This window comes from Alistipes sp. CAG:268, assembly GCA_000434235.1.
GTDB lineage: Bacteria > Bacteroidota > Bacteroidia > Bacteroidales > Rikenellaceae > Alistipes > Alistipes avistercoris.
In genome coordinates this window covers 41,136-54,398 of sequence record FR891973.1, presented here as the reverse complement: position 1 = coordinate 54,398, position 13,263 = coordinate 41,136, and the positions used below count along the sequence as shown (strand labels likewise).

Genomic DNA, 13,263 nt, shown 5'->3' with positions numbered 1-13,263 from the left:
GCTCGAAGTAGTCGAGGGCCCGATGGCGGTCGAAGATCATCTCGATCTCCTCGAGATTGACTCCCGCACTGTCGTTGGTCGTCGCGATGAGCAGCATGCCGCCCTCGCTGCGGACGGTCAGGTGTACCGTGCCGTTGTAGGGCGTGTGCTTGAAGGCGCTGGCCAGCAGGGTGTCGAGGATCGTCGAGAGCGCTTCGCGACCCGTCGGCCAGACGAGGTTTTCCTCGATTTCGGCTCGGTCGTGGAGGCTGTTCTGCCGGGCGTACTCCTCGTATCCCTTCAGGATGTTGCGGGCCATTTCGGTTACCTGCACCAGCTCGATATGCTCCTGCTCGTCGTTCTGCGAGTGGGTGCCGCGAAATTCGTGGAGCATGTAGATCAGGTTGTGGAGCCGGGAGACGTTCTGGCGGATCATCCGGGCGTAGCGGAGGATGTAGGCATCCGAGCGGTCGTAGGCGATGATCTGCTGGCAGGGGCCCGAGATCATCGTCAGCGGCATCGACAACTCCTGGGTGATGTTCGAGAAGAAACGCAGCTTGGATTCGTAGATCTCCTCCCGGCGGCGGGTCTTCAAGCGCTGCTGCTCCTCGTCGCGGCGGCGGCGGTACTTGCGCAGGTAGTGCAGGACAAGCCCTGCTGCAAGGGCTGCTCCCAGCAGCACGTAGAGCACCCGGGCGGTCACCGTGGCATACCATGCCGGCCGGAGGTGGATCGGAAGCGTGTAGACGGGGCTCACTGCTCCGGTGATGTTGTTGCGGTAGCGGACCTCGAGGCGGTAGTGCCCGGCCTTCAGGTCGGCGAACGTGAGGTCATTGCCCGTCACCGACCATTGGTCGTTGTAGTTCTCGAGCCGGCTGGAGTAGGTGTAGTTGCTGCCGTTGATGTAGTCGAACGCGATGAAACTGATTCCCCGGAGCCGCTGTCCGGGCCCGAGCGTCAGCTCCCCGTCGTCCGAGAGCAGGGCATCGACGCTGCGCAGCTCGTCGCCGAGGCGCACGTCGCGAAAAAGAACCGGCGGAGCGTAGGGCTCCTCCTCGAATCCGGTTTCCTCGACGGTCACCAGTCCGTCGATGCCGCCGAAATAGAGCATTCCGCTCCGGGGGTCGGCAAAGGCGGCTCCGTCGCTGTATTCGATGGTGCTCAACCCGTAGGAGTAGCCGTAGGTCACCACGTCGCCCGTGCGGGGGGTGTATTGCTTCAGTCCGCGGTTGGTGCTGACCCACAAGTCGCCGCGGCGGCTCTCGAGGATGCTGTGCACGGAGCCCTCCATCCCCTCGACGAAGGTGACCGAGTCGCCCGCGAGGCGGATGAGCCCGCGGCTTGTGCCGAACCACAGCGTGTCGGGCGAGCTGCAGTGGATGGCGAAGACGTCGTTGGCGATGGCTTCGCCGCCCTGGTCGAAGCGGTAGATGCGCGACGTGTCGCGTTCCACATCGTAGCGCACGGCCCCTTCGCCGCGGTTTCCGAACCAGATGGTCCGCTCGTCCTCGGGGCAGAGCGCGAAGAAGAAGTTCTTGATCTCCAGTACGTCGTTGAAATGGAGCTTCGTGCAGTCGCGGATCGTGGGGCAGGGTCCTTCGCCGCCGAGCACGAGGCGGAAGACGCCGCAGCCCACCGTGGCCACCCACAGCGTGTCGGGCGAGCTCTCGTAGAGGGCGTGGACGTATTTCAGTTCGTCGGGCGTGCGGAGCGTGTGCAGCGAGCGGTCGCGGTAGGAGTAGTAGTTCAGCCCCGAACCTTCGGTGCCGATCCAGAGCAGGTCGCGCCGGCTCCCGGCGAAGACGTAGACCGAGTTGTCGATCAGCTGGCTGTTGCGGGTGGTGATCTGCGAGGTGTGGTCGGAGCCGAACCGTTTGCGGGCATGGAACTCCTCGATGCGGAGGATGCCCTCGCCCTTGGTGCCGATCCAGAGCGTCCCTTCGCGGTCGCAGTGGATGGCCCGGACGGGTTTCGAGAGGTTGTAGGGCAGGGCTGAGAAGGGAACCGAGCGGAACGAGTGTGCGTTGCGCGTACGCTGGAAGAGCCCTTGTCCGTCGGTGCCGATCCAGACGATCTCCTGTCGGCTGTCGCGCAGCAGCGAGAAGACGCCGCAGTCGATGTTGATGTGTTCGGAGATGAACTTCTCGCGCTGTTCGGGGGTGGTGCGCAGACGGATGACGCCGTTGGTCTGGAACGAGACGATGTAGTCCCGGCCGTCACGGATGATGCTCGACACGCTGCCCATCCCGGCGATCTCGTCGTGCATCTCCTTGAGATAGACCGACTGGCACCCGTCGGGAAGGAACTCGTAGAGTGTTCCGGCCTGATCGATGTAGTAGATGCGGCCGCAGTCGGTAAAGGCGTATTCGGGAAGGCCGGGTGTCGGGATCCGTTCGGGGAGTCCGAATCGGAGCGCACTGTCGCCCGTGGCGAAGTGGGTCGGAATGCGGAAGATGCCCCGGCGGGAGAGTAGCCAGAGGTTGTCCTCTGTGTCGAACTGCAGGGCGAGCAGCTCCTCGTAGCGGATGCCTGCGGGCATGCCGACCCGCACGAAGCGGTGCTGCACGGGATCGTAGGCGTTGCACAGCTCTTCGGGCGAAAAGACGACGATCTCGTCGCTGCGGCGCGTCACGATGCGGTACAACCCCTGGAAATCGGGATGCCGCTCGACCCGCTTGGTATCGGGATCGAACAGGTCGAGTCCGTAGTTGGTGCGGAGCCAGAAGAGCGAGTCGGTCGTCACGGCGATCTCCTCGATGAGGTTTCCCGAGAGCGGCTCGTTGCCGCTCCAGTCGTTCGGGTACAGGTGCATCCGTTCGCCGTCCCACATGTTCAGTCCGTCGCAGGTGCCGACCCAGACGTATCCGTGACGGTCTTGTGCCAGTGAGAGTATGGCGTTGTTCGAGATACCCTCGCGGCTTGAAATCTGACGGAGGTTGTCGGCGGCCGCAGCTGCAGCCGACAACAGCAGACAGGCGGAGAACAGGATTTTCCGTATCATGTGCAGCGGTGTTGGTTCGAGTTGGTTTCGGATAGTGCAAAAATATGAATTTTTACCCGAAAAACGGACAAACATCCGCGAAAATGGTCCTGAATTCAGACACGATGATCCGGCCGTCTGCTTCGGTTTTGTGTGTTTGAGCGTCTTGAAAGGCCTTTTTTTGTCTTCAGGATGTCCAATTGACGGGTTTGGCATAAAAACATACTATTTCTTCATGGATACGGACTGCGGTTTCTCCGGGGTTTCCTACTTTTGTTCTCGCAAAACCTGAAACCGACAAACAACCTGATATGAAGAAAATCCTTTTGTTGTCGCTGGCGCTTTTCTGCGCCGCGGCGCTCCCGGCTCAGGAGAACCGGGACTGGGCACAGTACGGACGCTACGAGCGTCAGAACGCCGAACTGGCGGGACAATCCGTCGAGGCGGTCTTCATGGGCAATTCGATCACCGACAACTGGGCTTCGATCGATTCCGAATTCTTTACCCGGAACAACTTTGTGGGACGCGGCATCAGCGGCCAGACGACGCTCGAGATGTTGGCCCGTTTCCGCCGCGACGTGATCGACCTTCACCCGCGGGCGGTGGTGATTCTGGCCGGCATCAACGACATTGCGCAGAACCAGGGCCCGATCTCGCTTGAGAATACCTTCGGAAACATCGTTTCGATGTGCGAGCTGGCCAAGTACAACGGCATCCGCGTGGTGCTCTGCTCCGTGCTGCCGTGCGACCGTTTCTCGTGGCGGCCCGAGATCGCGCCGGCCGAGAAGGTCCGCGCGCTCAATGCCCTGCTCAGGGAGTATGCCGCCCGACAGGGAATCGTCTACGTCGATTACCACTCGGCGTTCGATAACGGACAGGGCGGCCTCGACGCACGTTTTTCGGAGGACGGATGCCATCCGACCCTCTACGGCTACACGCTCATGGAACCGATGGTGGTCAAGGGGATCAACAAGGCGCTCCGTACGCGCAAGGAGCGCTATACGACTCCGACCCCTGCCCTGTAGCAAATCCGGACATAATCCCAATATCCCATAGAACCGATGAAGCAATCTCTATTTCTGGCTGCTGCGGCAGCCTGCCTGCTGACAGCCTGCAACGGTACGGCCACGCAGGATGCGGCTTGTGAACTGGAGCGCGCGAAGGCGACGCTTGACACGATCTACGCCCGCTACGGGGTCCCCGAAAACTGTCTGCTGCGTGAGAACCACCCGTTCAACGCCGATTACAAGGCCGGTTACCTGGCCTCGGAGGATCAGGCCCGTCCGAATCCCTATTCCTATTTGTGGCCCTTCTCGGGCACGCTGTCGGCCGCGAGCGCCATTCTCGAATCCGACCCCTCGTACCGTACGGTAGTCGATGAGCGGGTGCTGCCCGGACTGGCCGAGTACCTCGATACGGTGCGCATGCCCGCGGCCTACTCCTCCTACATCCATTCGGCTCCCGCTTCGGACCGCTTCTACGACGACAATGTCTGGCTGGGCATCGACTTCTGCGACCTCTACGCCACTACGGGTGACGAGCGGTACCTCGAAAGCGCACGGATGATCTGGCGTTTCATCGAGAGCGGCATGGACGACGTGCTGGGCGGCGGCATCTACTGGTGCGAGCAGAAGAAACATTCGAAAAACACCTGCTCGAACGCTCCGGGCACGGTCTATGCGCTCAAGCTCCATGCCGCGACAAAGGACCCGCACTACCTCGAGCAGGGCAAGGCCCTCTATGCGTGGACGCGTGAGCGGTTGGAGGATACCACCGACGGCCTCTATTTCGACAACGTGTCGCTCGACGGCAACATCTCCCGGGCGAAGTACGCCTACAACAGCGGACAGATGGTCCAGGCCGGCGTGCTGCTCTACAAGGCTACGGGCGAGGAGCACTTCCTGAAAGAGGCGCAGCGTACGGCGGCGGCCTGCTACGACTTCTTCTTCGAGGAGTTCACGCCCGAGGGCGGCGAGGCGTTCCGCATCCTCCGCAAGGGCAACGTCTGGTTCTCGGCCGTGATGGTGCGCGGTCTGATCGAACTTTACGGCGTGGACGGCAACGCAACCTATGTCGATGCCGTGCGTCGGAGTCTCGACTATGCGTGGAACCATGCACGTGACGAATACGGGCTCTTCGAGACCGACTTCACGGGTGCCGACCGACAGTCGGAGAAGTGGCTGCTGACGCAGGCGGCGATGGTGGAGATGTATGCACGCATCCACCGCCTCGGACTGACGTCCGGCAAGTGACGGACAGAACAGAAACTAAGAAAACCGATAAAAACCAAAAAGCAAAACGATGACGAAAACCGATTTATCCCGGATTTGCATGGCAGCCGCCGCGCTGCTTGCCGCCGGAACCGTAACGGCTTCGGAGCCGGCCCCCCGCCGCATGGCGGAGTGCACGCAGGTTATGATGGAGGCCGACAATACGCGGGTGGCCCGTCCTGCGGCGAAGAAGTATGCCAAGACAAACCGTCCGGCCAAGGGCGACCGTCTCTTTACGTCGAAGGCCGTCGAGGCCGAGATCGCCCGCGTGAAGAGCGTGCTGACCAACGCCCGCCTGGCGTGGATGTTCGAGAACTGCTTCCCGAACACGCTCGACACGACCGTGCGTTGGACGCGCAAGGACGAGAACGGCAAGGACGACTCGATGGTCTACACGGGTGACATCCATGCCATGTGGCTCCGTGACTCGGGCGCCCAGGTGTGGCCTTACGTGCAGCTGGCCAACAAGGACGAGGAGCTGCGCCACATGATCGCCGGCGTGATCCGCCGCCAGTTCAAGTGCATCGAGCTGGATCCCTACGCTAACGCCTTCCTCGACCCCGAGGACCTGAATCCCGATCACCAGTGGATGAGCGACCAGACCGACATGCGCCCCGAACTTCACGAGCGCAAGTGGGAGATCGACTCGCTCTGCTACCCGATCCGTCTGGCCTACGAGTACTGGAAGGTGACCGGTGACACGTCGATCTTCGACGAACACTGGATGGCCGCCATCGAGAACATCCTCCGCACGTTCCGCGAGCAGCAGCGCAAGGAGGGCGTGGGCCCCTACACCTTCCTGCGCGTGACCGACCGGCAGCTCGATACGGTCTGCAACGCCGGCAAGGGCAATCCGGTGAATCCCGTGGGACTGATCGCCTCGGCGTTCCGTCCGTCGGATGATGCCACGACCTTCCTGTTCCTCGTGCCGTCGAACTTCTTCGCCGTGACGTCGCTGCGCAAGGCCGCCGAGATCCTGACGGAGGTGAGCGGCAAGCCCGAGATGGCCGCCGAGTGCACGGCCCTGGCCGACGAGGTGGAGACCGCGCTCAAGAAGTACGCCACCTACAACCACCCTGAATTCGGTACGATCTATGCCTTCGAGGTGGACGGCTTCGGCAACCGCTTCCTGATGGACGATGCCAACGTTCCGAGCCTGCTGGCCATGCCCTACCTGGGTGATGTGGATGTCAATGACCCGATCTACCAGAATACGCGCCGCTTCGTGTGGAGCGAGTCGAACCCCTATTTCTTCCGCGGTACGGCGGGCGAGGGTATCGGCGGCCCGCATGTGGGTTACGACATGGCCTGGCCCATGAGTATCATGATGAAGGCCTTCACGTCGCAGGACGATGCCGAGATCAAGCGCTGCATCGAGATGCTCATGACGACCGATGCCGGCACGGGCTTCATGCACGAGTCGTTCAATGTCAATGATCCTGCTGATTTCACCCGCGCCTGGTTCGCCTGGCAGAACACGCTCTTCGGCGAGCTGATCCTCAAGCTGGTGAACGAAGGCAAGGTCGATCTGCTGAATTCGATCGAGATCGAGTAGCCTGCCTTGATACGGGGGCCGCGGCATTGGCTGCGGCCCCTTTTTCATACAACCGAAAAACGATATTCCGAAGATGAAGAGACTTGTTTGGATGTTGGCCTGTACGCTGGCCTTCTGCGGTGCGGTGCATGCCCGGGAGCTTGAACTGGCTTCGCCCGACGGCTCGCTGCATTTGACCGTACATGTCGGCGAGCGGATCGGCTGTACGCTGCAGGCGGGCGGGCGGACGCTCATCCCCGATTGGGAGGCGGCCCTCTCTCTGGCCGACCGCACGCTGGGCGAGAACCCCCGGCTGCGCCGCGTGAAACGCTCCTCCGTAGATGAACTGCTTCCGCGGACGAACCCCACGAAGGGGACCGAGGTCCGCAACCGCTACAACGGGCTGCTGCTCGAATTCGCGGGCGATTATGCCCTGGAGTTCCGTCTGTTCGACGATGGCGCGGCCTACCGTTTCGTTACCTCGCTGCCGGGCGAGATCGAGGTCCGGGACGAGTGCTGCCGCATCGGCCTGGAGCCGGGTGCCGAGGCGTGGGTCTCCTCCGTCGGCGGTTTCCGCACGATGTATGAGGAGCCTTATACGCGGGTGGCACTCTCCGAAGCGGACGATGCGGAGCGGATGACCTACCTGCCGGTGCTGGCCTCGCTCGGCGGGGATTTCAAGGTGCTGCTGGCCGAGGCCGACGTGCGCGATTACCCCTGCATGTTTCTTCACCGCGACGGACAGGGGACCTTCGAGGCCCGTTTCCCGCGAGTGCCGGCCGAGTACGGCCCCGATGGTGACCGGAGTCTGAAGATCCGTTCCGAGGAGCCTTTCATCGCCCGCACGCAGGGTACGCGGAGTTTCCCGTGGCGTCTGGCCGTGGTGGCCGACGAGGATGCCGACCTGGTACGCAACGAGCTGGTATGGCTGCTCTCCGAACCGGCTGCCGCGGAGGACTGGAGCTGGGTGAAGCCCGGGCAGGTGAGTTGGGACTGGTGGAACGGCATGCGCCTGACGGGTGTCGATTTCCGGGCTGGCCGCAACACCGAGTCGTACCGCTACTACATCGACTTTGCCGCCCGTTACGGCATACCTTATATTATTATGGATGAAGGGTGGTCGGTCTCGACGACCGATGTCTTCCATCCCAATCCGGAACTCGACCTCAAGGAGCTGATCGCCTACGGCCGGGAGCGCAACGTGCGGATCATCCTCTGGTTCACGTGGCTCTCGGTCGAGCAGGAGATGGAACGCCTGTTCGCGACGCTCGAGGAGTGGGGTGTCGCCGGTATGAAGATCGACTTCATGGACCGCAGCGACCAGTGGATGGTCGGTTTCTACGAGCGGGTGGCCCGGTGTGCTGCCGAACATCACCTGCTGGTGGACATGCACGGATCTTATACTCCGAAGGGACTTTACCGCACCTATCCGAACCTGCTCACTTACGAAGGGGTGCTGGGTCTCGAGCAGGGCGGCCGCTGCCGCCCCGAGAACAGCAATCTGCTGCCCTTCATCCGCAATGCCGTCGGACCGATGGATTTCACGCCCGGGTCGATGTTCTCGTCGCAACCCGAGGAGAACCGCTCGACGGGAGCCAATCCGATGGGCTCGGGAACACGGGCCTACCAGATGGCGCTTTACGTCGTTTTCGAAAGCCCGCTTCAGATGCTTGCCGACAATCCGGTGCTCTATGAGCGTGAACATCCCTGCACGGAGTTCATCGCTTCGGTACCTACGACGTGGGACGAGCTGCGCGTGTTGCATGCCGTAGCGGGAGAGCAGCTGGTCGTGGCGCGCCGCAAGGGCGACCGCTGGTATATCGGCGGCATTACGGCCGACAAACCTTTCGAGATGAGCCTCAGCCTCGACTTCCTGCCCGCCGGACGACAGTTCCGGATGACCTCGTTCGAGGACGGTGTGAATGCCGACCTGCAGGCCATGGACTACCGGCGCCGGGTCCGTCAGGTCGATGCTTCGGAGCGGATCGACATCCGCATGACCCGCAACGGAGGCTGGGCTGCCGTGATCGAATAGCAGGCCTTCTGTCCGGACGGTCCGAAACCGCGATGCTGGCGCCGTCCCTCGCTGAGGGGGACGGCGCATTTTGCGCTTTTCCGAAATCTTCGTACCTTTATAGGGTAAATGGTCTTTTATCGTTTGAATTGAATTCGCTTCGATGAACCGTATCCGACGATCGCTTCTTTTCGTGTTGTTGCTTCTGTCGCTCCTGCCTGCCGATGCGGGTGTCGCGACAGGACGTAAGCTTGTGGCCTCGAGCATGCAGCTTGCGAACAATGCTGTGCTGGCAATGTATCAGGATGAGATGGGCAACATGTGGGTCGGTACCTATGACGGCCTGCATCTTTACGACGGTAAGGAGACGTTCGTCTACCGCATGGAGCTCGATAACGACCTTTCTCTGTCAAGTAATATTATATTGCGGATCGTTCCGGCCGAATCGGGGTTTCTGTGGATTGCTACTTCTTTGGGAGTCAATAAGTTTTCGCTTGACGAGCGGCGTGTGACCGAGAGCTACATGATGGAGGCGGTCGAGGCGGACAACATCGTCTCGGACGGGGAAGGCAATACGCTGCTCTTTTCCGGTGACGGGTTTGTTGCCTGTTATCGCCCTGGTGGCGGAACGTTTGTCGAAATACCGATGTCTGGAGTCCGCAGGGCTGATGTGGTCGCCGTCTGGGCTGAATCGGTCGGCTCGTTCGCGATGCTTGCGCGAGACGGGATGCTGACCCGCTATCGGATGGAATTGACCGGGGCTGTCCATTTGGTCCAAGAATCCGCAGAGCGGATTTCGGAAACTTTGGTTCGGAAGGCCTCTTGGTCCGGAGGTGAACTCTGTTTTGTCGATGATGCGGGGCTGTTGTGGCGTTATGATTGCCGCAAGGGGAGGGCGGTTTATCTCTCCGACCTTTCGACTCTCGGAGAGCGGGGGCTGACCGCATCGGCCGTCCGGTCCTTTGATTCCTATGTTTATGTCGGTTTTTTCGGCGGAGGACTGGGCCGTGTGCCCCGTGCGGGAGGTCCATGCGAGATGATCGCTCCCGACTACCGGGTTTTCTGTCTCTGGCCCGATCGCTATCAGGATATCCTTTGGGTAGGAACCGATGGTTACGGAGCTTTCATGTATTGCGACAAACAGGCCTCTTTTACGACGTTGCTCATGTCCGATCTGCCAGAGAAGGTGTTCAACCCCGTACGGGCTCTCCATACGGACCACGAAGGCTCGCTCTGGATTGGGACGAAGGGCGGCGGCGTGATCCGTATCCGCGACTATGCGGCTTGCGGTGCGATGGGGCGTCCCTTGCGCGATTTTGCAGCGGCCATCACGCGGTTTGACACTCGCAACGGGCTTTCGAGCAATGAGGTTTTCGCGTTTTGTCCCGGAGTAGGCGATCTGTTGTGGATTGGGTCGTCAGGGCCCGGAATTTCCTGTTATGATTACCGCGACGGCCGGATCCGGACGCTTCATGCTCCGGAAGGGATGTCCGAGATCAGACACGTGCACGAGATTTGCCAAACCGATCAGACACGGCCGCGAGATTTGCCAAACCGACTCCTCGGCGCTCTTCGTGGCAAGTGATACCGAGGCGTTGATCGAATTGACACTCGGTTCGGAAGACCGGCCCGTCATCCGTTCAATGCGTCGCTACCGGTTCCGCATGGGAAGCCGCGACTGCAATGGGTTTTACGCGATGATCCGCGAGAGCGATTCGACCCTGCTGCTCGGTCTGCGCGGCGGTTACGGACTGATACGTTTCAACATCCGTACGAAGGACTATGATTTCGTGGACATGCAACGCTTGCAGCGTCGGGCTTTGGGCGATCTGCTGAGCCTGTGCCGCAGCCGCAGTTCGGGGCTCTATTGCGGAACCAGTTCGGGGCTGATCCATCTGACCCCCGGAGGCGATATCCGGCAGTTCGATCGGCGCAACGGAATTGCCAACGACATGGTTCACGGCGTTTTAGAGGATGCATACGGCTGCATTTGGCTCAGTACGAACAAGGGCCTTACACAGTACAACCCCCGAACGGACTTCTTCCACAACTATGCGGCGGCGGATCTCGATGTGACGGAGTTTTGCGACGATGCCTATTGGAAGTGCCCCTACACGGGACGTCTGTTCTTCGGCGGCGTGAACGGGGTCGTGTGGATCGATCCGTTGTCTGAACCGCAGGCGGATTATCGTCCCCCGTTGCAGTTCATCGGAGTGGAATTTCCTGACGGAACCTCGCTCCCGATTCCGTGCCGTGATACGTTGTCCGACCTTCCGCCCGTGCGTATTGGACCGGGAGTCGCCGGATTTACGGTGTCGTTCGTTGCGGTTGATTACCTGAACGGTGAAAATTTTGAGTATTCGTATCGTCTTGGCGGCGACGAGAGTAGTTGGATTGAATTGCAGAAGACCAACCGTGTGACCTTCACCGATCCGGCCCCGGGTACATACAGGCTTGATGTACGTTACAAAAGCCATGTCCTGGATGCTGCCGATGCGGTCTATTCGCTGCCGATCGTCGTTCTGCCGCCGTGGTATGGCACGACCGTGGCACGGGTGATCTACCTGCTTTTGGCCGCCGGTTGTGTGATGCTTGTAATCGCGGCCGTGCGTAGACACTACAAGCGTCAGCAGCAGATTGTCAGGCGGGTCGAAGAGGAGGCGCGCGAAAAGCTCACTGAAGCGCGGGTGAACTTCTTCGTCAATATCTCGCATGAATTATGCACGCCGCTGACTCTCATCAATGGTATGAACGAGCGCATTGCCGGGGCCATCCATGATCCCGAACTGCTCAAATATACCGAAGTGATGCGTGAGAATGTTCGCAGTCTGAACGACCTGATCCAGGAGATCCTCGATTTCCGCAAGATTGAGGAGGCGGGGTTCGGGCGGGTTCGGATCCTTCCGGTGGATATTGGCGGACTGCTTTCGCCGCAGGTGCGGTCGTTTGCCGATGCGGCCGCCCGCAACGGGATCGAATTGCTACTGGAGGTGTCGCCGGGGTTGGTGTGGAATACCGATGCTTCGTTCCTGAAGAAGATTGTACTCAATCTACTATCAAATGCCATGAAATACACGCCCCGCGATGGTCGCATCCGGATAACGGCCGTTGTGGAGGACGATACCTTCTTGCTGCGGGTGTGGAATTCGGGACGTGGCATTGAACCCGCACGGCTTGCCCATGTGTTCGACCGTTACCGGATTTTGGACAGCATGGACCGCAACATGTATACCGACTCGGCGTCGCGGAACGGTCTGGGTCTCTTCATTTGCCATGGTTTGGTGCAGGCGCTCGAGGGTGAAATATCGGTTCGCAGCGAGGTCGGCTCATTTACCGAGTTCTCCGTGCGGCTTCCGTATCGGGAGCCGGCCGAGGAGCCCGTGGCAGTCGAGGAGACTGCATCTGCAACAGAACCGGTTGCCGGGCTTACCGCCGTGCGCCGTGATGACAAGGCCTCCGTATTGGTTGTCGATGACAACCGCGATATCCTCTGGTTGATCGAATCCGCGCTTTCGGCCGACTACCGTGTACGCTCGTGCTGCAGTGTTGATGAAGCGCTCTCCGCACTCGGCGAGATGATCCCTGATCTGATCGTGACCGATATCGTGATGGCCGGTCACGACGGTCTGGACCTGATTGCCCGGGTTCGCGGCGACCGTTTCCTGCGCAGCGTGCCGATCATCGTCGTTTCGGCCAAGGTAACCGAAGGTGAACAGATCGAGGGGTTGGAGGCCGGGGCTGACGCCTACCTGACCAAGCCTTTCTCGGTTCAGGTCCTCGGTGCCACGGTCGCGCGACTGATCTCCAGCCGGCGGATGCTCAAGGAGTATTACAATGCTCCCGAAAGTGCCTATACGGTGGTCGAGGGACTGGCGATGCATCGTACCGACAAAGAGTTCATGGATGCGGTCGTCGGAGCCGTTTGCGAGCATCTCGAACGTGAGGATCTGCGGATCGAACTGATTGCCGAGCAGCTCGGATTTACGCCTCGGGCCTTTTCTCGCAAGTTCAAGAAAGTTTCGGGGCGCACTCCCAGCGAGTTCATCAAGGAGGTGCGCTTCGAGCAGGCAGCCCGGCTGCTGAAGACCACTACGCTGACGGTCCAGGAGGTTATGTACCGGGTCGGCATCTCAAACAAGTCCTATTTCTATCGCGAGTTCCAACTCAAATATGGCGTCAAACCCAAAGAGTATCGTCAGCAGCCATAGGAGATTTCCGGATTGCAGCCTTTAGGGGAAAAAGGTATCTTGATTTGCATAAAAAGGGTCTGAAAAGGCCATTTGCAGATCAAGATACTTTTTTTGTCCGGCCGATCCCGGTATTCGGACAAAGGTTCCTTAAACTTGCATCAAACCGAAGCGAACTTTAATAATATCGAGCCTATGCCGAAAAAGTGCGTTGGGCAGGGCGGACTAAATCCGGCCTTTACGACGCATGACACAGCCAGTTGATCTCTTGTTTATCTATTCTGAAATTATTAACCTAA

At 60.2% G+C, this 13,263-nt stretch carries 7 protein-coding genes; 6 read left to right on the top strand and 1 reads right to left on the bottom strand.

The window, feature by feature from the left end; genetic code table 11:
- A partial coding sequence (locus tag QZL63_RS01840; RefSeq protein WP_290585565.1) for a ligand-binding sensor domain-containing protein occupies positions 1-2,980 on the bottom strand: 2,980 nt, incomplete at its 3' end.
- A gap of 290 nt (positions 2,981-3,270) precedes the next feature.
- Between QZL63_RS01840 and QZL63_RS01835 the strand changes: the two genes are divergently transcribed.
- The 6 genes from QZL63_RS01835 to QZL63_RS01810 all read left to right on the top strand — a co-directional run bounded on the left by QZL63_RS01835 (position 3,271) and on the right by QZL63_RS01810 (position 12,985).
- A complete protein-coding gene (locus QZL63_RS01835; protein ID WP_022307653.1) occupies positions 3,271-3,984 on the top strand; it encodes a GDSL-type esterase/lipase family protein in 714 nt (237 codons plus the stop codon).
- A 36-nt stretch (positions 3,985-4,020) separates the two neighbouring features.
- Positions 4,021-5,211: a glycoside hydrolase family 76 protein gene (locus QZL63_RS01830; RefSeq protein ID WP_022307652.1), complete on the top strand. Its 1,191-nt coding sequence runs from the start codon at positions 4,021-4,023 to the stop codon at positions 5,209-5,211.
- A gap of 49 nt (positions 5,212-5,260) precedes the next feature.
- Entirely contained in the window at positions 5,261-6,784 is a 1,524-nt protein-coding gene (locus tag QZL63_RS01825) for a glycoside hydrolase family 125 protein (RefSeq protein WP_022307651.1), read from the top strand.
- A gap of 73 nt (positions 6,785-6,857) precedes the next feature.
- The gene (locus QZL63_RS01820; RefSeq protein WP_022307650.1) at positions 6,858-8,798 is read left to right on the top strand and encodes a glycoside hydrolase family 97 protein; all 1,941 of its coding nucleotides are present in this window, start codon (positions 6,858-6,860) and stop codon (positions 8,796-8,798) included.
- A gap of 142 nt (positions 8,799-8,940) precedes the next feature.
- Positions 8,941-10,362 carry a ligand-binding sensor domain-containing protein gene (locus QZL63_RS01815; protein ID WP_290585559.1) on the top strand — a complete coding sequence of 474 codons (1,422 nt, stop codon included), beginning with the start codon at positions 8,941-8,943 and terminating at the stop codon, positions 10,360-10,362.
- Entirely contained in the window at positions 10,352-12,985 is a 2,634-nt protein-coding gene (locus tag QZL63_RS01810) for a hybrid sensor histidine kinase/response regulator transcription factor (RefSeq protein ID WP_290585555.1), read from the top strand. The genes QZL63_RS01815 and QZL63_RS01810 overlap by 11 nt, the downstream gene beginning before the upstream one ends.
- The last annotated feature ends 278 nt before the right edge of the window (positions 12,986-13,263 follow it).